This is a genomic window from Rahnella ecdela (assembly GCF_019049625.1).
Classification (GTDB): domain Bacteria; phylum Pseudomonadota; class Gammaproteobacteria; order Enterobacterales; family Enterobacteriaceae; genus Rahnella; species Rahnella ecdela.
Window position 1 is genome coordinate 222001 of sequence record NZ_JAFMOY010000128.1, and the last position, 21549, is coordinate 243549.

General features: G+C 50.9%; 20 protein-coding genes and 1 rRNA gene. 8 read left to right on the top strand and 13 right to left on the bottom strand.

Annotated elements, in window-relative coordinates:
• Positions 1 to 62: 62 nt before the first annotated feature.
• The 12 genes from atpA to ravA all read right to left on the bottom strand — a co-directional run bounded on the left by atpA (position 63) and on the right by ravA (position 11857).
• Entirely contained in the window at positions 63 to 1604 is a 1542-nt protein-coding gene (atpA, locus tag J1784_RS15760; RefSeq protein WP_013577682.1) for a F0F1 ATP synthase subunit alpha, read from the bottom strand.
• A gap of 12 nt (positions 1605 to 1616) precedes the next feature.
• Positions 1617 to 2150 (bottom strand): F0F1 ATP synthase subunit delta, encoded by a 534-nt coding sequence (gene atpH, locus J1784_RS15765; protein ID WP_217150022.1) that lies wholly within the window; start codon positions 2148 to 2150, stop codon positions 1617 to 1619.
• 14 nt (positions 2151 to 2164) lie between these two features.
• Positions 2165 to 2635: a F0F1 ATP synthase subunit B gene (gene atpF, locus J1784_RS15770; RefSeq protein WP_095924051.1), complete on the bottom strand. Its 471-nt coding sequence runs from the start codon at positions 2633 to 2635 to the stop codon at positions 2165 to 2167.
• 65 nt (positions 2636 to 2700) lie between these two features.
• Entirely contained in the window at positions 2701 to 2940 is a 240-nt protein-coding gene (gene atpE, locus J1784_RS15775; protein ID WP_004093904.1) for a F0F1 ATP synthase subunit C, read from the bottom strand.
• 49 nt (positions 2941 to 2989) lie between these two features.
• Positions 2990 to 3772, bottom strand: coding sequence for a F0F1 ATP synthase subunit A (gene atpB / locus J1784_RS15780; RefSeq protein ID WP_217150023.1), 783 nt, complete (start codon positions 3770 to 3772; stop codon positions 2990 to 2992).
• 22 nt (positions 3773 to 3794) lie between these two features.
• Positions 3795 to 4193: a F0F1 ATP synthase subunit I gene (gene atpI / locus J1784_RS15785; protein ID WP_217150024.1), complete on the bottom strand. Its 399-nt coding sequence runs from the start codon at positions 4191 to 4193 to the stop codon at positions 3795 to 3797.
• 649 nt (positions 4194 to 4842) lie between these two features.
• Positions 4843 to 5463, bottom strand: coding sequence for a 16S rRNA (guanine(527)-N(7))-methyltransferase RsmG (rsmG, locus tag J1784_RS15790; RefSeq protein ID WP_217150025.1), 621 nt, complete (start codon positions 5461 to 5463; stop codon positions 4843 to 4845).
• A 130-nt stretch (positions 5464 to 5593) separates the two neighbouring features.
• Positions 5594 to 7483, bottom strand: coding sequence for a tRNA uridine-5-carboxymethylaminomethyl(34) synthesis enzyme MnmG (gene mnmG, locus J1784_RS15795; RefSeq protein ID WP_217150026.1), 1890 nt, complete (start codon positions 7481 to 7483; stop codon positions 5594 to 5596).
• Between the two features lie 379 nt (positions 7484 to 7862).
• On the bottom strand, positions 7863 to 8306 hold the full coding sequence (mioC, locus tag J1784_RS15800; RefSeq protein ID WP_217150027.1) for an FMN-binding protein MioC: 444 nt from the start codon (positions 8304 to 8306) through the stop codon (positions 7863 to 7865).
• An 88-nt stretch (positions 8307 to 8394) separates the two neighbouring features.
• On the bottom strand, positions 8395 to 8856 hold the full coding sequence (asnC, locus tag J1784_RS15805) for a transcriptional regulator AsnC (RefSeq protein ID WP_217150028.1): 462 nt from the start codon (positions 8854 to 8856) through the stop codon (positions 8395 to 8397).
• Between the two features lie 20 nt (positions 8857 to 8876).
• Positions 8877 to 10346: an ATPase RavA stimulator ViaA gene (viaA, locus tag J1784_RS15810; protein ID WP_217150029.1), complete on the bottom strand. Its 1470-nt coding sequence runs from the start codon at positions 10344 to 10346 to the stop codon at positions 8877 to 8879.
• A gap of 2 nt (positions 10347 to 10348) precedes the next feature.
• A complete protein-coding gene (gene ravA, locus J1784_RS15815; protein ID WP_217150030.1) occupies positions 10349 to 11857 on the bottom strand; it encodes an ATPase RavA in 1509 nt (502 codons plus the stop codon).
• Between the two features lie 272 nt (positions 11858 to 12129).
• Here ravA and kup point away from each other — a divergent pair, with 272 nt between their 5' ends.
• The 7 genes from kup to rbsR all read left to right on the top strand — a co-directional run bounded on the left by kup (position 12130) and on the right by rbsR (position 20046).
• A complete protein-coding gene (gene kup / locus J1784_RS15820) occupies positions 12130 to 13998 on the top strand; it encodes a low affinity potassium transporter Kup (protein WP_217150031.1) in 1869 nt (622 codons plus the stop codon).
• 214 nt (positions 13999 to 14212) lie between these two features.
• Positions 14213 to 14632, top strand: coding sequence for a D-ribose pyranase (rbsD, locus tag J1784_RS15825; RefSeq protein ID WP_101077844.1), 420 nt, complete (start codon positions 14213 to 14215; stop codon positions 14630 to 14632).
• Positions 14633 to 14639: 7 nt separating this feature from the next.
• The gene (rbsA, locus tag J1784_RS15830) at positions 14640 to 16145 is read left to right on the top strand and encodes a ribose ABC transporter ATP-binding protein RbsA (protein WP_217150032.1); all 1506 of its coding nucleotides are present in this window, start codon (positions 14640 to 14642) and stop codon (positions 16143 to 16145) included.
• A gap of 6 nt (positions 16146 to 16151) precedes the next feature.
• The gene (rbsC, locus tag J1784_RS15835) at positions 16152 to 17123 is read left to right on the top strand and encodes a ribose ABC transporter permease (protein WP_217150033.1); all 972 of its coding nucleotides are present in this window, start codon (positions 16152 to 16154) and stop codon (positions 17121 to 17123) included.
• Positions 17124 to 17146: 23 nt separating this feature from the next.
• Complete coding sequence (rbsB, locus tag J1784_RS15840) at positions 17147 to 18037, top strand: ribose ABC transporter substrate-binding protein RbsB (protein WP_112290844.1); 891 nt, start codon at positions 17147 to 17149, stop codon at positions 18035 to 18037.
• Between the two features lie 68 nt (positions 18038 to 18105).
• Positions 18106 to 19035: a ribokinase gene (gene rbsK, locus J1784_RS15845; RefSeq protein WP_217150034.1), complete on the top strand. Its 930-nt coding sequence runs from the start codon at positions 18106 to 18108 to the stop codon at positions 19033 to 19035.
• Positions 19036 to 20046 (top strand): ribose operon transcriptional repressor RbsR, encoded by a 1011-nt coding sequence (rbsR, locus tag J1784_RS15850; RefSeq protein WP_217150035.1) that lies wholly within the window; start codon positions 19036 to 19038, stop codon positions 20044 to 20046. It begins immediately after the preceding gene.
• On the opposite strand, the gene J1784_RS15855 is transcribed toward rbsR, so the two are convergent.
• Entirely contained in the window at positions 20029 to 20718 is a 690-nt protein-coding gene (locus tag J1784_RS15855; protein ID WP_217150036.1) for a FadR/GntR family transcriptional regulator, read from the bottom strand. The genes rbsR and J1784_RS15855 overlap by 18 nt on opposite strands.
• Positions 20719 to 21234: 516 nt before the next feature.
• On the opposite strand from J1784_RS15855, the gene J1784_RS15860 reads away from it, so the two are divergent.
• Positions 21235 to 21549 (top strand): 16S ribosomal RNA (locus J1784_RS15860); the annotation flags it as partial.

The window sequence follows — 21549 nt, forward strand, 5'->3', positions numbered from 1 at the left end:
CTCTGCTTCTCCTCAAGACCAAACGGCCTGCCGGGTTTTAATACCAGCAGGACCGTCTAGTGTTACCAGGACTGGGTTGCTTTGAAGGTATCGAGGATATTTTTGAATTTACCCTCGATCTCATCGTTATACGCACCAGTTTGGTTGATTTGCTGCAGAAGCTCGCCGTGCTCACGGTCGGCGTAAGCCAACAGTGCCGCTTCGAAGCTACCGACTTTAGACAATTCAACGTCTTCCAGATAACCACGTTCTGCTGCGAAGATGATCAGAGACTGCGCAACGATTGACATCGGAGCGTATTGTTTCTGTTTCAGCAGCTCGGTCACTTTCTGACCATGGTTCAGCTGTTTACGCGTTGCTTCGTCAAGATCTGATGCGAACTGCGAGAACGCAGCCAGCTCACGATACTGTGCCAGCGCGGTACGAATACCACCGGACAGTTTCTTCATGATCTTAGTCTGAGCAGCACCACCAACACGGGATACCGAAATACCCGGGTTAACCGCAGGACGAATACCGGCGTTGAACAGGTTGGATTCCAGGAAGATCTGACCATCAGTAATCGAGATTACGTTGGTCGGAACGAACGCGGAAACGTCACCCGCTTGCGTTTCGATAATCGGAAGCGCAGTCAGGGAACCGGTTTTGCCTTTCACTTCACCCTTGGTGAATGCTTCAACATACTCAGCGTTAACACGCGCAGCACGTTCCAGCAGACGGGAGTGGAGATAGAAAACGTCGCCTGGGTAAGCTTCACGACCTGGTGGACGACGAAGCAGCAGGGAAATCTGACGGTAAGCAACAGCCTGTTTCGACAGGTCATCATAAACGATCAGTGCGTCTTCGCCGCGGTCACGGAAGTATTCACCCATTGCGCAACCGGAGTACGGTGCCAGGTATTGCAGTGCAGCAGATTCTGATGCAGTTGCAACAACAACGATGGTGTTTGCCAGTGCGCCGTGCTCTTCCAGTTTACGTACCACGTTAGAAATGGTGGACGCTTTCTGGCCGATAGCCACATAGATACATTTGATGCCGGAATCGCGCTGGTTGATGATCGCATCGATCGCCAGAGCTGTTTTACCGGTTTGACGGTCGCCGATGACCAGTTCACGCTGACCACGACCGATTGGGATCATGGCATCAACGGACTTATAACCTGTCTGCACAGGTTCATCTACGGACTGACGTTCGATAACGCCAGGTGCGATCGCTTCAACAGCTGAGAAGCCGTCGTGCTCTACCGGACCTTTACCGTCAATTGGTGCACCCAGGGTGTTAACAACGCGACCTAACAGGCCACGGCCAACTGGAACTTCCAGGATACGACCCGTACATTTTACTTTCATACCTTCGGCGAGGTCAGCGTAAGGGCCCATTACAACGGCACCTACAGAGTCGCGCTCCAGGTTCAGGGCGATAGCGTAGCGGTTACCCGGCAGCGCAATCATTTCGCCTTGCATGACATCGGCTAAGCCGTGCACGCGGATGATCCCGTCACTGACGGAAACGATAGTACCTTCATTGTGAGCTTCGCTCACCACATTGAACTGAGCAATGCGCTGCTTGATCAGTTCGCTGATTTCGGTGGAATTCAGTTGCATGCTCCAGTCCCCTTAAGACTGCAAGACGTCTGCCAGGCGTTCAAGACGACTGCGAACGCTGCCATCAATCACCATATCACCTGCACGGATTACGACACCGGCAAGAACAGACTTGTCAATTTTGCAATTCAGCTTAACTTTGCGAGATAGACGTTTTTCCATCGCAGCAGCAATTTTTGCCTGCTGTTCTTCCGAAAGCGGATTTGCTGAAGTCACTTCAACTTCAGCAACAGCCTCGAGAGAGGCGCGCAGTTCGATGAACTTCTCCAGCACTTGCGGAAGAACGCGTAAACGTCCATTTTCGGCCATGACCTTAATCAGGTTTTGGCCTGCGTCGTCGAGTTCGTCACCACATACGGCAATAAACGTTTTAGACAAAGTTTCAGGCGCACTAGCACCGGAAAGCAGTTCTTCAATTTGTTCATTGCGCGTGACTTCAGCCGTGAACGCTAACATGGACTGCCAGCGGTCTAAGCTTTGGTGCTCAACGGCAAAGTCAAAAGCTGCTTTGGCGTAGGGGCGAGCTACAGTTACAAATTCAGACATCAGCCCCTCCCTCCTTACAGTTCAGCGACCAGTTTATCAACGATGTCGCTGTTAGCAGCTTCATCCACGGAACGTTCGATGATCTTCTCGGCGCCAGCAATGGCCAAAATTCCGACTTGCTTACGCAACTCTTCACGGGCGCGTTGGCGTTCGGCGTCGATCTCTGCCTTGGCTTGCGTCACGATCTTGTTACGTTCCTGCTCGGCTTCAGCTTTTGCTTCGTCGACGATTTGAGCTTTACGCTTATTCGCCTGATCGATGATTACCTGAGCTTCAGCTTTGGCTTTCTTCAGTTGGTCGGTCGCATCGGCTTGCGCTAAGTCCAGCTCTTTTTTTGCACGTTCTGCAGAAGATAAACCTTCAGAAATCTCTTTCTGACGTTTTTCGATGGCAGCCATAATTGGCGGCCATACGTACTTCATACAGAACCAGACAAACAGGACGAACGCGATAGCCTGGCCGAGGATTGTTGCGTTAAGATTCACAGCACAATGCCTCTTTCAAAGTGAATTATTTGATGTAGTTCGATTAACGCTGAGCGAACTCAGTGTTAGGCGACAGCAAACATCACGTACAGACCCAGACCAACCGCAATCATTGGGATTGCATCGACCAGACCCATAACGATAAAGAACTGTGTACGCAACAGAGGGATCAGGTCAGGCTGACGTGCAGCACCTTCCAAGAATTTACCACCCAAGATGCCGATACCGATTGCAGCACCGATTGCCGCCAGGCCCATCATCACAGCGGCAGCCATGTACAGCAGATCCATACTCAGGTTTTCCATGACAGTCTCCAGTTTGTTTCAGTTAAAACGCAGTAGTGTTGAAAGAAAATCAGTGTTTTTCAGATGCCATCGAGAGATAGACAATCGTCAGAACCATGAAAATAAAGGCTTGTAGCGTAATGATCAGGATGTGGAAAATGGCCCAAGGCACATTCAGGATCCACTGTGACCACCACGGCAACAGGCCAGCAATAAGGATGAAGATCAACTCACCCGCATACATATTGCCAAACAGTCGCAGACCCAGTGAAACTGGTTTAGACAGCAGGCTGACACCTTCAAGAATCAGGTTAACCGGAATGAAAACCGGATGATTGAATGGCTGCATTGTCAGTTCTTTAATGAAACCGCCAAAGCCTTTCATCTTAATGCTATAGAAAAGAATCAGAATGAATACGCCAAGTGCCATGGACAACGTGATGTTCACGTCAGCCGTAGGAACCACACGCAACGCTGGCAGACCAAGCAATTTCTCACCGATAGTCGGCAGCAAATCGATTGGCAGCAAGTCCATCAGGTTCATCATAAACACCCAGACGAAGACGGTCAGCGCGAGAGGTGCAATCACTTTGCTTTTGCCGTGATACATGTCACGCACGCTGCTGTCGACGAAACCAACGACCAGTTCAACTGCAGTTTGCAGTTTACCCGGGACACCGCTGGTGGCGTTTTTGGCTACGCGATGGAAAATAACCAGAAAGAGTACTCCGAGGAACACGGAGAAAAACATCGAATCGATGTTAATCGACCAGAATCCCGTCCCGATCTGAAGCTGAGTCAGATGGTGACCGATATACTCTTGTGGAGTAGAGATTTCTCCTGATGCAGACATGATGCCTCTTACCCTTTAGTAGTTAAGTACGGTAACTGTTAATGACGGCCGGTGCCAAAATCTGAGTCATCAACACCGATAAATAGGCCAACCCCAACGGAGCAAATGCCGCCTTGAACAGGCCAAGTGCGATGACCATTAAGATCACCGTAACCAGCACCTTCAGCGCTTCTCCGATAGCAAAGGACCAGGCAACCCGTCCAGAGACCGTTGTTTGCGCCTGATGGCGCCATGCAAACAGCATGAACAGTACATTTGGCACCCAGGCGGCCAAACCACCCATAAGAGCCGATGTGGTCCATTCCAGGCTTTTAAAACCAAATACTGCACTGAGCAGAACAAAGGTCAATAACTGCAGTATCAACAGCTTTCTGGCAACCTTCACACTATCTGTACTGTGTAAAATACCGGATACAGACATGACGTTTGTTCTCTCCGTATCAAGTACCTAGCTGGAGGTAGACTGAATGCCGTATATCACTGCCTTTACTGTTTTGAGTCAAGCAGCAAAAACCGAGCAAATTATACGGGTGACAGGGACGAATTCAATGGATAAGTAGCGAAAAGGTGAACAATTATTTAAATTTTCCCCTTCACGACTATTTTGACAACCAAACTATAGCTGAATTTGCCCTTTTTGGTTTGATACGGTTATTTCATCACCCGACAAAGAAGCGTGCACTGGATCACATAATTAACTCAGAGCACTTTATATACCCTGTACTGTTTGAATGTCTTTAGCTAATCAGGCCTTTTAAAACCCTTATAAATCAATTTGTTAATAAATCACTGTTCGTTAAACAAACTTATTTAAAAATAACCGCGATTCATTGATACAACATCCCAACAAATAACAACATTTTCATTACAAGTTGAATATCAGCGGGTAGATGACTGTTCAATTTCAAAAGTGACTATTACAGACCGGATTAAAATAAAAACATATCTGAAATGCTATCAGTCTGTAAAAAAGCGGTGATAGTGAGTTTGTCACCGCTATATAATTAGCATGCTCATTTTAACTGTGTTAACACAGGCATTTTTTAAATATTATTTGATAAAACGCAACTTTAGTTTGAACGAAGAATGACGAGATGACGTTCTCCGTCAAGTTCTGGTACCTGCAGTTTTATGACTGATTCCAGAGTGATGCCTTGCGGTAATTGCGCAAGTTCATCCTCAGGGCTGACACCTTTCAGGGCATAAAAACGCCCCTGCCCTTTTTGCGGCAGATGATGACACCAGGAAAGCATATCCTGCAGAGACGCAAATGCACGGCTGATCACCCCATCAAACGGCGGCTCTGGTTCAAACTCTTCCACGCGGCTTTGTACCGGTTCGATATTCTTCAGTCCCAGCTCATGCTGAACCTGACGCAGGAAGCGTATGCGCTTACCCAGGCTGTCCAGTAGCGTGAAGTGAGAGTCCGGACGGACAATGGCGAGCGGAACGCCTGGCAAACCGGGTCCGGTCCCCACATCAATGAAACGGCTGCCCTGGAGGTGTTCATTTACGACGATGCTGTCCATGATATGACGTACCAGCATTTGCATCGGATCACGAACAGACGTCAGGTTGTAGGCTTTGTTCCACTTATGCAGCAGTTCAACATAGCCAATCAGTTGCTGTTTTTGCTGATCGGGTAACGCTATTCCTGCCGCAGCAAGCAGCGAGTCCAGTTTCTTTTGCACAGTGAATCCTCAGACAGAGTCGATATTTCGGGAACAGCCCGGTTGAGAAATGATAAAACACTCAGAAAGATGGGAAAAGTAAGAACTGACCGCCGCTTTGTTATCAAAGGACGGTCATAAGAGATGTGATTTATGCGCTGCGGCGCAGCAAGCCTTGTTTCTTAAGCCATATCAGTAAGATCGAGATTGCAGCCGGAGTAATACCCGAGATCCGTGATGCCTGACCAATGGAGGTCGGCTTGTGATCGTTAAGCTTGGCGATCACTTCATTGGAAAGACCATTCACCTGGCGATAATCAAGATCAACCGGCAGCACGGTATTTTCATTGCGCTGCTGCTTTTCAATCTCTTCCTGCTGACGGGCAATATAGCCTTCATATTTGATCTGAATTTCCACCTGTTCTGCCGCCTGCACATCAGGAACCGAAGGTGCGAACGGGGAAAGACGGGTGATCAGTTCGTAAGTCATTTCAGGACGACGCAGCAACTCTTCCGCGCTGGCTTCTTTGGAAAGCGGAGCAGAAAGATGTGCGTTAATTTCTTCAACCTGTGCGTGGTGCGGGTTCACCCAGATACCACGCAGGCGCTGACGTTCCTGTTCGATCATTTCCAGTTTTTCGTTGAAGCGCGCCCAGCGAGCATCATCAACCAGACCTAACTCGCGGCCTTTTTCTGTCAGGCGCAAATCAGCATTGTCTTCGCGCAGCATCAGACGGTACTCAGCACGTGAGGTAAACATGCGGTAAGGTTCTTTAGTGCCCAGTGTACATAAGTCATCAACCAGCACACCCAGATACGCCTGATCGCGGCGCGGTGCCCAGCCTTCCTGCTCGGTAGCACAACGGGCTGCGTTCATGCCTGCCAGCAAGCCCTGCGCAGCTGCTTCTTCGTAACCCGTTGTACCGTTGATTTGTCCTGCAAAGAACAGACCGGCGATAAATTTGCTTTCCAGCGTTGGTTTCAAATCACGCGGATCGAAGAAATCGTATTCAATAGCATAACCAGGACGAACGATGACGGCATTTTCCATACCTTGCATAGACCGGACGATCTGCATCTGCACATCGAATGGCAAGCTTGTGGAAATTCCGTTTGGATAAACTTCATTGCTGGTCAGGCCTTCCGGTTCAAGGAAGATCTGATGAGAATTGCGATCGGCAAAACGCATGACTTTATCTTCGATCGACGGGCAATAACGCGGGCCGATCCCTTCGATGATCCCGGCATACATCGGGCTGCGATCCAGGTTATTACGGATCACGTCATGGGTTTTTTCGTTGGTATAGGTCATGTAACACGGGATCTGCCGCGGATGTTGCGACACGTTCCCCATGAAAGAGAATACCGGAGCCGGGTTATCACCGTGTTGTTGCGCCAGCACACTGAAATCAATTGTACGGGCATCGATACGCGGAGGTGTACCGGTTTTAAGACGGTTAACGCGTAAAGGCAATTCACGCAGACGCTGAGACAGGGAGATCGCAGGAGGATCCCCTGCACGGCCGCCACTGTAGTTTTCCAGACCAATGTGGATCTTCCCATCCAGAAAGGTCCCGACGGTCAGTACAACCGATTTGGCGCGGAATTTCAGACCCATTTTGGTCACAGCGCCCACGACACGATCGTTTTCGACGATCAGGTCTTCAACAGGTTGCTGGAAGATAGTCAGGTTTGGCTGGTTTTCCAGTGCAGTGCGTACAGCCTGACGATAGAGAACGCGGTCGGCCTGTGCACGGGTTGCCCTGACAGCAGGGCCTTTGCTCGCGTTTAGTATCCTAAACTGAATGCCCGCATGATCGATAGCCGTGGCCATCAGTCCGCCCAGAGCGTCCACTTCTTTTACCAGATGTCCTTTCCCGATCCCGCCAATTGCCGGGTTACACGACATCTGTCCCAGCGTGTCGATATTGTGGGTTAATAATAAGGTCTGACGTCCCATACGGGCAGAAGCCATGGCGGCTTCAGTACCTGCATGACCACCACCTATGATGATGACGTCAAATTGATCCGGATAAAACATGCGACTGCACCTCGGCGTTCAAGCGAACTTTCTTTGTATGGCGTTGGGAGGAGGGATTCTACTCAAGTTTTGAGCTTCCACAAGTCCCCGGGGATCTTCACTAATTAAAAGAAGATCTTTTTTATTTAAAGATCTCTTATTTATACTTCTATTAAGATCGCGATCCTCTGTGCATAAGTCTTTTTTGTTCATGAAGATCAGTATGCTAAGAAGGATCGAATGCTGTGAATGATCGGTGATCCTGGACAGTATAAGCTGGGATCAGAATTGAGAGTTATGCACAGCATGAAAAGCGTACAGGAGTTGTTAGAGGGATAACTACGGGTTTTACCCTGCTTTTAAGCATAGTTATCCACATCTGATCGCCTGAAATTTACACTTATTTGAGCAAATTAATCCAGTTGATCACCCAAACCTCGGCTGGATCCTCAGGAATTTCGTGTTGAGTCACGTCGATCTCAAGACGATCACCGATCCTTTTTGCCCCTAATGACGTCAGTTTTTGATCCAGCAAACTGATCGCGCCACAGAAGGTGTCATATTCACTGCTGCCCAGACCTAATGCGCCAAAGCGTACTTTTGACAGATCCGGTTGCCCATCTTCCAGCTGCTCCATAAAAGGTTGCAGGTTATCAGGCAACTCGCCAGCACCGTGTGTCGAGCACACAACCAGCCAGATCCCTTCCTGCGGAACTTCATACAGCTCCGGACCATGGAACATCTGGGTGGAAAAACCGGCTTCTTCCAGTTTCTCAGCCACGTGTTCTGCTACATATTCGGCACTGCCAAGCGTACTGCCACTGATCAGGGTAATGTCAGACATGATGCTCTCACCCGGGAAAAGGAGGCTATTGTACGCTGTGAATGAGCTGGGATCTACCTGTGGATAATAGGGGTATAGAAATCAGTGCTCAGGGCTGGATGGTGCGTGTGATGGGGTTTTGCAGCGAGATTAAGGTCTCGGTTGACTGGATCTCATCAATTGTCTGGATCTTGTTGATAAGTACGTGCTGAAGGGAATCTATCGAGCGGCACATGATCTTAATGAAAATGCTGTAATGCCCGGTGGTGTAATAGGCTTCGACCACTTCTTCTATACTTTCGAGCTTTTTAAGTGCTGACGGATAATCCTTGGCGCTTTTTAAAATGATGCCAATAAAGCAGCACACGTCATAACCCAGCTGTTTGGGATTTACGGTGATATGCGCGCCGGTAATGATGCCTGCCTGTTTCATTTTCTCTACGCGGACGTGGATGGTCCCCGGACTGACCGTAAACACTTTTGCCAGTTCTGCATAAGGGGTGCGGGCGTTTTCCATCAACGCATTCAGGATCCCGCGATCCAGCTCATCGAGCTGATAGATTTCATTCATGGTTATCTTTCTCTGTAGGCTTAATTTCGCTGCCAGCGACGTTGTACGCGGCTTTTCACACCGGTATCAAAGCGCCAGATATGATCGAAAATCCGCAGAATACCGGGCTTGCCATAATGTGACATTGCCAGAGCATGGAAGCGATGCTGCTTTTCTTTTTGCAATGCTCTGACTTTTCTTTGCACCTCATCAGGCAGACGCTGGGCGATGAAATCGGAAATAACGACGGCATCCGCATCATGCCATTGTGGCGACGCCAGCTTATCCAGTGTGGCATTCAGGCAGGCCGCCAGATCGGTTCCACCGCGAAAATGCTGACCCAGAAAACGCAACGCCTGATCCAGGCCGCCGTTGGACGTCAGCTCATAATGGATCACTTCACTGGCAAACAGCATGATGTAACAGCGCCGGTTATCCGCCAGCGCAATTTTCAGTAATGCCAGGCAGAATGCTTTCGCGCACTGTTCATTAAAGCCGCCCATCGAACCTGATGTGTCGACGCAGACCACAAAAGGCCCGCGCGGCTGCGGTTCTTGTTGCTGATAGACCACCGGGCGTTTGACCACTTTCTCGCGCCAGACATCGCCTTGCAGACGATAGGTCATCAGACGCTTTTCCAGCAACCGGCGGTAAAATTCGTATTCCAGCTCAGGCAATCCGAGCGTCACCAGCTCCGTTGGCATCAGGCGCAGAATATCATCGCTCTGATGAATACCGTTGACTTCTTCCGGTACCGTTGCGGGCTCACGCACCATCAGCCGGTGCGTTTCCATTTTGGCATCTTCATGCGGGCTGGTTTTGACGGTCTGACTGCGCCCCAGCTGTTCGGCCAGATGCATCAGTTCAGGTTGCTGCTGGAGAAATGCCCCGAAACGCGCCAGCGACAGGATATCGCCACGCATGCGCTTTCCTTTACTCATATCCCATAAACGGCCAGCTGCCGTATCGTTCTCTGCTAATAAAGGAGAGAGCTCGCTGCTGAGCTCCAGGCGTTGCAGCAATTCTTCCTGCAACTGCTCCTGTCCCTGCTCCAGCAACTGCTGATGAACGTTCACCGTCTGGAAGGTCAGATTCAGGCGCCAGCGTTGCAGGAACAGGGTCTGGAAGCTGTTGCCTGTTTTGGCGGTGCGGGACGCTTCATGATTTTCCTGTAACGTGCGGGCTTCTGTCGTGAATGGGGAGCTGAGTCGTGCCAGCTCATCAAGAAGTGCGGGCAGTTCTGACTGGAAAGTAACGGCATCCGTCTGCTGGCAGTGTTGGTAAAGATAGAATTCTTTCGCCAGTTCTTCCGGAACGGGTGTTTCGTGGATCCTCTGACGAAGGCGCATCTTCCACTCGGGAAGATCTTTGGTCAGCGCCTGTTTGAGACGCGGGAATTTCTTGAAGAAAACCGCCATCGCCGGTGCGGCCAGCAGGCCGATGATCGATTCCTCAATCAATTCAGCTTCGCTGATGGCCAACAGCAGATCCAGAGATTCCAGACTGAACATGATCAGTGACCGCTGAACGTCTGTTGCTGAAGGCGCAACTGTTCGGATACCTGCAACAGACTGGCTTCTATTTTTGCCATCCATTCTGCGGGCACAAACAGGCAGTTTTGCTGCTGACCGAACTCATGTCTTTGCTGAGCCAGTTTCGCGGTGAGATCGCTGAGCGTATTTTTCATCTCATCGGGAACGGCGATATGTTCATTGCCCGGCAGCGTCAGTGGCGTGCTCTGACGGCTGACGTCCAGCACCAGCAATTGTTGTTTATCGTCGATTTCCAAATCAACGCTCTGAACAAAGCCGATGCCGTTAAGTTTGGCTTTCAGGATGCCGCCTTTATTAAGCCACTCTTCCAGAACCGCGCGTTCAAACAACAGGTGCGTGACTTTAATGTCATGCAGATGCAAAGGCATTTGCAGCAAAAGTGTCAGACTGGTAGTGGTCATCGTGTCCGGCAGGGAATATTGTGGTTTGCGGCTGAAGATCCCGGCTTTTTTGCCGAGTTTGATTGACTGCCGGGAACTTTGTTGTTGCTGATGCTGCATCCATTGCTGATTCAGTTGCTGAATTTTCATCAGCAAGGTTTGCTGCTGGAAACCCTGTTCAGTGATCAGCTGTTCGATCTGCGTTTGCAGCAGGTTATAGGTGTTCAGATCATGCCATAAGCAGTCTTTGAGCAGGACAAGATCCACCGGCGTGATCGCATTCCGGCCACTGAAGAATGCACAGGCCTGCAACAGACGCAGGGCTTTTTTCCAGCGACGGTCGGAAACATAGGGCGCGGTATCGAGGGCATCAAGACGCTGGCGCAACTGGAAAATCAGTTCGAAGCAGCTGTCTGAAAGCGTAACTTTGTCGATTTCCGGCTGCCATTGTTGATATTCTTCATCGCTGATACTCAGGGACTCTGCCACCGGATTGGTGCTTTCATTATTACGGCTGGTGAGCAGCGAGCGGAAATTTTGCTTATCCTGCACTTTATCCAGCCACAAACGGATCAGCATACGGTCGTACAGGGCTTCCAGACCGCCGTCGGCTTCCGGTAATTCGTTAGAAGCACTGACCAGCAGGCGCATCGGAATGGGGTCTTCGCGTTCGCCATTACGGAAACGGCGTTCGTTAATCGCGGTCAGGAGCGTATTCAGGATGGCAGGCCCGGCTTTCCAGATTTCATCAAGGAAGACAATCTCAGCTTCCGGCAGATAACCTTCGGTCAGACGCAGATAGCGGCCTTCATCTTTCAGAGCCTGAATCGACAGCGGACCAAAGACTTCTTCCGGTGTGGAAAAGCGCGTCATAAGATATTCAAAAGCGCGGGCGTGACGGAAGGCAAATTTCAGACGGCGGGCAATCAGACTTTTTGCAATACCCGGCGGGCCAAGCAGGAAAACGCTTTCACCACACAGCGCGGCCAGCAGGCAAAGTCGTATGGCATCCTGCCGCTCGTACAGGCCATGTTCTAGTGCATTAGCAAGACGGGCGATCCGTTCTGCCAGAAGGGGAGATTGCGCCATACTGTCTCTTCCGGTTTCCATTTAGTTGTTGAATAGTGTACTGGGTTCTTATGAGAAGCCACGATTATTTTTATCGTTATAGCTTGTTGATTACTAAAAATTTTCTATTATCAAAAATGTGACCCCGTTCATCTGAACCCTGGTTTAGCTGTACATTTAAGGGTAGGCAATCTGATTTATTCGTGCATACTGTGCGCCTTTTAGTGGGCATCATAAGACTGAGCGCACGCATCGCTTACAGATGTTCGAGCAAAAAAGAAAAGAAACGAAATATGAGCACTGAACATAAACGGTCACTCCCAGCAGTAACCCTGGCCGCCATTGGTGTGGTCTATGGCGACATTGGTACCAGTCCTCTCTATACCTTAAGAGAGTGTTTTTCCGGTCATTATGGTTTCAACGTTGAACCCAGCGTCGTTTTTGGTTTTCTTTCTCTGATTTTCTGGATGTTAATCCTCATTGTTTCGCTCAAGTACCTCACTTACGTGATGCGGGCGGACAATGCAGGCGAGGGCGGTATTCTGACGCTGATGTCCCTGGCGGGCAGAAACACCTCGGCACGAACCACCGCCGTACTGGTCATTCTCGGCCTGATCGGGGGAAGCTTCTTCTATGGTGAAGTGGTGATTACCCCGGCTATTTCTGTTCTTTCCGCGATGGAAGGTCTGGAGATCGCAGCGCCTTCACTTGATCCTTATATCGTCCCTCTTTCTATTACTGTCCTGACACTGCTTTTCATTATTCAAAAACACGGTACCGGCATCGTGGGCAAACTGTTTGCGCCGGTGATGTTACTGTGGTTCCTGACGCTGGCTGTGCTTGGCGTCAACAGCATCATGCAGAATCCTGAAGTACTGCGCGCCATGAACCCGATGTGGGCGGTTAACTTCTTTATCGAACATAAGTCGTTTTCCTTCCTGGCACTCGGCGCGGTAGTTCTGTCGATTACCGGTGTGGAAGCGCTGTATGCGGATATGGGCCACTTCGGGAAATTCCCGATCCGTCTGGCCTGGTTCACCGTCGTGCTGCCTTCTCTGGTGCTGAACTATTTCGGTCAGGGCGCCTTGCTGCTTAAAGACCCGGAGTCGATTAAAAACCCGTTCTTCCTGCTGGCGCCTGACTGGGCTCTGATCCCGTTACTGGTGCTGGCGACGCTGGCGACTATTATCGCCTCTCAGGCTGTTATCTCCGGCGTGTTCTCCCTGACCCGTCAGGCGGTGCGTCTGGGCTATCTGCCGCCAATGCGCATTATTCACACCTCAGAAATGGAAGCGGGCCAGATTTATATCCCGGCCATTAACTGGCTGCTGTATTTTGCGGTGGTTATCGTTATCGCCAGCTTCGAACATTCCAGCAATCTGGCGGCGGCGTATGGTATCGCCGTGACCGGTACGATGGTGCTGACCAGCATTCTTTCCTGTACGGTAGCCCTCAAAAACTGGCACTGGAAACCATTCCTGGTCGGGATTTTGCTGATCGGTCTGCTGTTTATAGATATCCCGCTGTTCGCGGCGAATGCCACGAAACTGTTCTCCGGTGGCTGGTTGCCACTGACCCTGGGTCTGTGCATGTTTATCGTCATGACCACCTGGAAAAGCGAGCGCTTCCGCCTTATGCGTCGCATGAACGAGCACGGCAATTCTCTGGAAGCGATGATCGCGTCTCTGGAGAAATCACCGCCGGTTCGTGTTCCGGGAACCGCGGTCTACATGTCGCGCGCCATCAACGTCATACCCTTTGCCTTGCTGCATAACCTTAAGCACAACAAAGTGTTGCATGAGCGTGTGGTATTGCTGACGTTACGCACCGAAGATGCGCCTTATGTGCATAACGTCCGGCGCGTCACCATTGAGCAGCTTTCGCCGACATTCTGGCGTGTGGTGGCGAGTTACGGATTTAAAGAGACGCCAAATGTGGAAGAAGTGTTCCACCGCTGCGGTCTGGAAGGGTTGCCCTGCAGGATGATGGAAACCTCATTCTTTATGTCACATGAATCGCTGATCCTGACCAAACGCCCGTGGTATCTCTACTTCCGTGGCAAACTCTTTATGGCGCTCAGCCGTAACGCCTTGCGCGCACCGGATCAGTTTGAAATACCGCCGAACCGCGTGATCGAACTCGGTACACAGGTAGAAATTTAACGCTTATTTCTGCCTGCCACAGGGCACCCTCGGGTGCCCTGTTATATTTCGTCCTCCCTGTAATAAATCACCAAACTCAAATTTCCCTACCGTTTATGAATGATTCAGCGAAACGTTTCGACGCTGATCACAATTCCATCACAACGCCGTTGCCATGTCCGGTTAACTTTATAAACTCATCAGTGAGCGAAACGTTTCGCTGTAGGAGTTCACAATGAAGAAGTCACCGCTGTTAAATGCCGAAATCTCAAATGTTATTGCCCGGTTAGGTCACACCGATCAGCTGGTTATTGGCGATGCCGGACTTCCGGTGCCAGCAGCTTGCCAACGCATCGATCTGGCGCTAACCCAGGGAGTCCCCACCTTTTTACAAGTCTTAGAGGTAGTGACACATGAGATGCAGGTTGAGCGGGCTATCCTCGCAGAGGAAATCCTCACTAAAAATCCTCAACTCCATGAAGCCTTGCTCGCCCAATTGACACAACTCGAACAACACCAGGGAAATACCATTGCTTTGGATTACGTCAGTCATGAGGCATTCAAAGCGCAAAGCGAAAAAAGTCGGGCTGTGATCCGCAGCGGGGAATGTTCGCCATACGCGAACGTTATTCTGTGTGCTGGCGTAACCTTCTGAGGCCTTTATGCAACCTTTGCTGCAACTGACAGGCATTGATAAAGCCTTTCCCGGCGTAAAAGCACTTTCCGGCGCGGCGCTCAGCGTCTATCCGGGACGTGTGATGGCGCTGGTGGGAGAAAACGGCGCGGGCAAGTCCACCATGATGAAAGTGCTGACCGGCATCTACCAGAAAGATGCCGGCTCAGTTCATTTTCTTGGCAAGGAAGCGGCGTTCAATGGCCCTAAGGCTTCTCAGGAAGCCGGAATTGGCATCATCCATCAGGAACTGAACCTGATCCCTCAGCTGACCATCGCTGAGAATATTTTCCTCGGCCGTGAGTTTGTGAACGGTTTTGGCCGCATCAACTGGAAAAAGATGTATGCCGAAGCCGATAAACTGCTGGCGCGCCTGAATCTGCGCTACAAAAGCGATCGTCTGGTCGGTGAATTGTCTATTGGTGACCAGCAGATGGTCGAAATTGCCAAGGTGCTGAGCTTTGAATCCAAAGTCATCATCATGGATGAACCGACGGATGCCTTGACCGACACTGAAACCGCCTCTTTATTTAGCGTGATCCGCGAGCTGAAAGCTGCCGGTTGTGGCGTGGTGTATATCTCCCACCGCATGAAAGAAATCTTTGAAATATGCGATGACGTGACGGTATTCCGTGACGGGCAGTTTATCGCTGAGCGTCCGGTCAGTTCGCTGGAAGAAGACACGCTGATTGAAATGATGGTCGGCCGTCGCCTCGAAGAACAATACCCGCGTATTAACCATCAGCGTGGTGCGCTGCGTTTGCAGGTGCGCGATGTCAGCGGGCCTGGGGTGGATAACGTCAGCTTTGATCTGCACAGCGGCGAAATTCTGGGGATTTCCGGTTTGATGGGCGCAGGTCGTACCGAACTGATGAAAATTCTCTACGGCGCATTACCGCGTAAAAGTGGCTATGTTGCGCTTGATGGCCGCGAAGTCGTGACGCGCTCGCCTCAGGACGGACTGGCAAACGGCATCGTGTATATCTCCGAAGACCGTAAGCGCGATGGTTTAGTACTTGGGATGTCCGTGAAAGAGAACATGTCGCTGACCGCGCTGCGTTATTTCAGCCACGGCGGCGGACGCCTGAAACATGCGGAAGAACAGCAGGCTGTCGGCGATTTTATCCGCCTCTTCAATATTAAAACGCCGTCGATGATGCAGACCATTGGCCTGCTTTCCGGTGGTAATCAGCAAAAAGTGGCGATTGCCCGCGGGTTAATGACGCGGCCAAAAGTTCTGATCCTCGACGAACCGACGCGCGGCGTTGACGTCGGTGCCAAAAAAGAGATTTACCAGCTTATAAACCAATTCAAGCGCGAAGGGCTGAGCATCATTTTGGTTTCCTCAGAAATGCCGGAAGTGATCGGTATGAGTGACCGTGTTCTGGTGATGCATGAAGGTCATTTAAGCGGTGAATTCCCGATAGAACAGGCTACGCAAGAAGTGTTGATGGCAGCCGCTGTCGGCAAGAAATACGGCGTGACGCAGGAGTAATCAGATATGAGTTCTCAGACATTGCCAGCCAAAAAGCGCTGGATCAGTAAAGAGTGGTTGTTGGAGCAAAAGTCTCTGATTGCGCTGCTGGTGTTGATTGCCGTGGTTTCTTCCATGAGCCCGAATTTCTTCACGCTTAATAACCTGTTTAACATTCTTCAGCAGACGTCGGTCAACGCCATTATGGCGGTCGGCATGACCCTGGTGATCCTCACCTCCGGCATTGATTTGTCCGTCGGCTCTTTGCTGGCGCTGACCGGCGCGGTAGCGGCCTCGATTGTCGGGCTGGAAGTGAATGCGTTAGTCGCGGTTGCGGGCGCGCTGGCGCTCGGTGCCGCCGTTGGTGCGGTAACCGGTATGATTGTCGCCAAAGGCAAAGTGCAGGCGTTCATCGCCACGCTGGTCATGATGTTGCTGCTGCGCGGTATCACGATGGTGTATACCAACGGCAGCCCGATCAGCACCGGTTTTAATGATATCGCCGATGTCTTTGGCTGGTTTGGTATTGGTCGCCCGCTGGGTATCCCGACGCCGGTCTGGCTGATGGCGGTGGTATTTATTGCGGCCTGGTACATGCTGCATCACACCCGCTTAGGACGTTATATCTACGCGCTGGGCGGTAACGAATCCGCAACGCGCCTGTCAGGTATCAGCGTCGATAAAGTCAAAATTATCGTCTACTCCCTGTGTGGTTTGTTGGCGGCTCTGGCCAGTATCATCGAAGTGGCGCGCTTGTCTTCTGCGCAGCCTAACGCAGGTACAGGTTATGAGCTCGATGCGATTGCCGCGGTGGTATTAGGGGGAACCAGCCTGTCCGGCGGTAAAGGACGCATTGTCGGAACGCTGATCGGGGCACTGATCCTTGGCTTCCTGAATAACGGTTTGAACTTATTAGGTGTTTCTTCCTACTACCAGATGATCGTAAAAGCAGTTGTCATCCTGCTGGCGGTACTGGTGGATAACAAAAGCAACAAATAACCTCTCCTACAGGACTTATGACCATGAATATGAAAAAACTGGCTGTCTGGGTTTCCGCCGCAGCGATCACCGCTTCTTTCAGTGCTAACGTTCTGGCAAAAGACACCATTGCGCTGGTTGTTTCCACTCTGAACAACCCGTTCTTCGTTTCCATGAAAGACGGCGCTCAAAAAGAAGCGGACAAACTGGGCTACAACCTGGTGGTGCTTGATTCTCAGAACAACCCGGCGAAAGAACTGGCTAACGTGCAGGACCTGACCGTTCGCGGCACCAAGCTGATGCTCATCAACCCGACGGATTCTGACGCGGTAGGCAACGCTGTGGCAATGGCTAACCAGGCGAAAATCCCGGTGATCACCCTTGACCGTCAGGCAACTAAAGGCGTTGTCGCCAGCCACGTGGCTTCTGATAATGCCTTCGGCGGCAAAATGGCCGGTGATTACATCGCCAAGAAATTGGGCGAAAATGCCAAAGTTATCGAACTGGAAGGTATTGCCGGAACATCCGTTGCCCGTGAACGTGGTAAAGGGTTCGCTCAGGCAGCTGAAAAACATCATTTCCAGATCCTCGCCAGCCAGCCTGCTGATTTTGACCGTACTAAAGGCCTGAACGTCATGCAGAACCTGCTGACCGCGCATCAGGACGTACAGGCTGTTTTCGCTCAGAACGATGAAATGGCGCTGGGTGCATTGCGCGCCCTGCAGACTGCCGGTAAAACAGATGTTCTGGTTGTCGGTTTTGACGGCACCGAAGACGGCATCAAAGCGGTTAACAGCGGCAAAATGGGCGCGACCGTGGCACAACGTCCTGAACAAATCGGCGTGATTGGTGTGCAGACCGCTGACAAAGTGCTGAAAGGCGAGAAAGTGCCGGCTGTTATCCCTGTTGATTTGAAACTGGTTGCTCAGCCGTAATACCCTCTTTCTCTACGCTGTCACAGCGCCTCTGTTATGGGGGCGCTATTTAACTCAGGGATCTCCACATGAAGACAGGCAAACTGGTGGTACTCGGCAGTATCAACGCGGACCACATTCTGAATATCAACCACTTCCCGCAACCCGGCGAAACGGTTATCGGTAAGCAATACACCGTAGCCTTTGGCGGTAAAGGGGCGAATCAGGCAGTTGCCGCCGGTCGCAGTGGCGCTGATATTTCTTTTATTGCCTGTGTGGGAGATGACGATATTGGCGAGCGTGTTCGAAAACAGTTGGCCAGTGACCATATTGATACGCAACCCATTGAAGCCATAAAGGACACCACCACCGGCGTCGCGCTGATTTTCGTGAATGCGGAAGGTGAGAACGTTATTGGCATTGATGCGGGAGCGAATAAAGCTGTTACGCCAGAATATCTTGATCGCTATAAACAGCAGGTCATCGGCGCTTCTGCTTTATTAATGCAGCTGGAGTCGCCGCTCGAGACGGTGATTGCGGCGGCGAAGATTGCCAAAGACAACGGCACCCAGGTGATCCTCAATCCTGCGCCGGCCTGTGAATTGCCCGATGAATTGCTGGCGCGTGTGGATATGATCACCCCGAACGAGACCGAAGCGGAAAAACTGACCGGAATTAAAGTCGGCAGTAATGAAGATGCCGCACGTGCCGCGAAAGCGCTGCATGATAAAGGCATCGCGACAGTCATCATTACGTTGGGCAGTAAAGGTGTCTGGTTAAGCCAGAACGGTGAAGGCAAATTAGTCCCCGGTTTTTGCGTAAAAGCGGTGGATACTATTGCGGCTGGCGATACTTTTAACGGTGCGCTGGTGACTGCGTTACTGGAAGGCAAACCGATGGACAGCGCTGTGCGTTTTGCTCACGCCGCTGCGGCGATTGCCGTGACGCGTCCTGGTGCTCAGCCTTCCGTACCGTGGCGTAAAGAAATCGACGATTTTCTTGTACAACAGGAGGCCTGATTGGCCACCATGAAAGATGTCGCCCGCCTCGCGGGCGTTTCAACCTCGACAGTCTCCCATGTGATCAACAAGAATCGTTTTGTCAGTGAATCCATCGCTGACAAAGTGAATGCCGCCGTGGAACAACTCAACTATGCGCCTTCCGCGCTGGCCCGCAGCCTTAAACTGAACCAGACACGTACCCTCGGCATGTTGCTGACCGCCAGCAGTAACCCTTTCTATTCGGAAGTGGTGCGTGGCGTCGAGCGCAGTTGCTATGAGCGCGGATACAGCCTGATTTTGTGTAATACCGATAATGATGCAGAACGCATGAACCGCAGCCTGGAAACGTTGCTGCAAAAGCGGGTCGACGGGCTGCTTATCATGTGTACGGAAAACCACCGGCCTTCGAAAGAAGCTATCAGCCGTTATCCGTCATTACCGATTGTGATGATGGATTGGTCACCTTTTGATGGTGCCATCGACATCATTCAGGATAACGCCCTGTTAGGCGGCGAAATGGCGACGGAGTATTTAATCCGTCAGGGCTACCAGCGTATTGCCTGCATTACCGGCCCTTTAGATAAAACCACCGCGCAGGAACGGCTGAGGGGTTATCGTCAGGCCATGAATACAGCCGGGCTGAAGATTTTGCCCGGTTATGAAGTGAGTGGTGATTTTGAATTTGAAGGCGGATTAGCCGCCATGCAGGAGTTGCTGGCGTTGCCGGAACCTCCGCATGCTGTTTTTGCCGGTAACGACGCGATGGCGGTTGGCGTATATCAGGCGCTTTATCAGCGCGGGTTGCGTGTTCCTGATGATGTCGCGGTGATGGGTTACGATGATATCCAGCTGGCGCAATTCATGATGCCGCCGCTGACTACTATCCATCAGCCCAAAGACTCACTGGGCGAACTGGCCGTTGATGCTTTATTACATCGGTTGCAGGACCCGGAGTCCGAACCGCAGGTTTTAGTGCTCACACCGGAACTTGTTGTGCGTCAGTCCGTCGGATCATTCATCGTCAACTAACAGACTCTGGCATTCCAGACGGGCAGCATTGGCGTCACCGGCCATAATGGCGTCTGCCAGACGCTGATGATGTTCCAGCTTAATCACTTCATTGCCGGTAATCGCCCGAAAATAGCTCTGATACACCGAACTGAACAAATTAGAGAAAGACGTCAGGAAAGGATTCTTCCCCGCCTCATAGATAAGCTGATGAAACTGGGTATCGACCGTTATCCAGCGTTCCCGATCAAAGCTGTTATGCAGCTGGCGCATTTCATACATATATAGAGAGAGCTGACGCTTTTGTTCCTGACTGGCCATGAGAGCTGCCAGGGCACAAGCCTGAGGTTCAAGTGCTCTGCGCAAAACAATGAAATGTGCCATCACCTGATCGAAGTTCTCGCGAGTCATCCACCAGGTCAGTAATTCCTGATCGAGAAAGTTCCAGCTCGATTGCGGCATTACACGGGTACCAATCCGCGGACGGGGTAAAAGCATGCCTTTTGCGGTCAGCGTTTTTACGGCTTCACGCACAGCTGTCCGGCTGACGCCAAAAATCTCCCCTAACTCATTCTCGCCAGGAAGTATTGCTCCTTCCTTATACTCGCCAGACAAAACGCGTTGCGCGATTTTCTCTGCCAGCAGATAAGAAAGATTGCGCTGAGCCGCTTGTTGATGTGCATTAAGTAGCATGTAAGGTATTCCTGAATGTCTTTCTCTTATTATAAAGGAGAATTTACTCCAGGCTTTGGCCTAAAACTGGCGTGTTTTAGGTTGGAACCGGGTGTTAATTAACCATTTCGGGCAAAATTGTTGAATTTATGAACGGTCAGTAAATTATTTGAAATTAGGGGTTGCGGCCTTCTGAGAACTCCCTATAATGCGCCTCCACTGACCGGGAACAACGACTGACAAGTCGCTCGGACAGGAAGATAAAAAGTAGAATGTTCGAATGAATAATCTCTTGACTCTTCAGCGGGAAAACGTAATATACGCCTCCCGCGCCGCATAAGATTCCTTGCGAACCGCGGCATGCTCTTTAACAATTTATCAGACAATCTGTGTGGGCACTCACAAGACGATATCAGCCACTTCGGTGGCAAAAAATATCAAGTCTTAAAGAGTGACCAAGCAGTAATTCATTTAGTTGAATTATTACGAAAGTTAATTTTTGAGCACCGCTTAACTTGTTTAAGCAAATCGAACTTTTAATTGAAGAGTTTGATCATGGCTCAGATTGAACGCTGGCGGCAGGCCTAACACATGCAAGTCGAGCGGCAGCGGGAAGTAGCTTGCTACTTTGCCGGCGAGCGGCGGACGGGTGAGTAATGTCTGGGAAACTGCCTGATGGAGGGGGATAACTACTGGAAACGGTAGCTAATACCGCATGACCTCGCAAGAGCAAAGTGGGGGACCTTCGGGCCTCACGCCATCGGATGTGCCCAGATGGGATTAGCTAGTAGGTGAGGTAATGGCTCACCTAGGCGACGATCCCTAGCTGGTCTGAGAGGATGACCAGCCACA

Excerpts from the sequence above, each read along its gene's own strand:
- asnC (WP_217150028.1), bottom strand. The coding sequence starts at position 8,856 with ATGAATGAAATCTATCAGCTCGATGAGCTGGATCGCGGGATCCTGAAT.
- rbsB (WP_112290844.1), top strand. The coding sequence starts at position 17,147 with ATGAATATGAAAAAACTGGCTGTCTGGGTTTCCGCCGCAGCGATCACC.
- ravA (WP_217150030.1), bottom strand. The coding sequence starts at position 11,857 with ATGGCGCAATCTCCCCTTCTGGCAGAACGGATCGCCCGTCTTGCTAAT.
- mioC (WP_217150027.1), bottom strand. The coding sequence starts at position 8,306 with ATGTCTGACATTACCCTGATCAGTGGCAGTACGCTTGGCAGTGCCGAA.
- kup (WP_217150031.1), top strand. The coding sequence starts at position 12,130 with ATGAGCACTGAACATAAACGGTCACTCCCAGCAGTAACCCTGGCCGCC.
- rbsK (WP_217150034.1), top strand. The coding sequence starts at position 18,106 with ATGAAGACAGGCAAACTGGTGGTACTCGGCAGTATCAACGCGGACCAC.
- atpB (WP_217150023.1), bottom strand. The coding sequence starts at position 3,772 with ATGTCTGCATCAGGAGAAATCTCTACTCCACAAGAGTATATCGGTCAC.
- mnmG (WP_217150026.1), bottom strand. The coding sequence starts at position 7,483 with ATGTTTTATCCGGATCAATTTGACGTCATCATCATAGGTGGTGGTCAT.
- atpH (WP_217150022.1), bottom strand. The coding sequence starts at position 2,150 with ATGTCTGAATTTGTAACTGTAGCTCGCCCCTACGCCAAAGCAGCTTTT.
- rbsD (WP_101077844.1), top strand. The coding sequence starts at position 14,213 with ATGAAGAAGTCACCGCTGTTAAATGCCGAAATCTCAAATGTTATTGCC.
- viaA (WP_217150029.1), bottom strand. The coding sequence starts at position 10,346 with ATGTTCAGTCTGGAATCTCTGGATCTGCTGTTGGCCATCAGCGAAGCT.
- rbsC (WP_217150033.1), top strand. The coding sequence starts at position 16,152 with ATGAGTTCTCAGACATTGCCAGCCAAAAAGCGCTGGATCAGTAAAGAG.
- atpA (WP_013577682.1), bottom strand. The coding sequence starts at position 1,604 with ATGCAACTGAATTCCACCGAAATCAGCGAACTGATCAAGCAGCGCATT.
- atpI (WP_217150024.1), bottom strand. The coding sequence starts at position 4,193 with ATGTCTGTATCCGGTATTTTACACAGTACAGATAGTGTGAAGGTTGCC.
- J1784_RS15855 (WP_217150036.1), bottom strand. The coding sequence starts at position 20,718 with ATGCTACTTAATGCACATCAACAAGCGGCTCAGCGCAATCTTTCTTAT.
- atpE (WP_004093904.1), bottom strand. The coding sequence starts at position 2,940 with ATGGAAAACCTGAGTATGGATCTGCTGTACATGGCTGCCGCTGTGATG.
- rbsA (WP_217150032.1), top strand. The coding sequence starts at position 14,640 with ATGCAACCTTTGCTGCAACTGACAGGCATTGATAAAGCCTTTCCCGGC.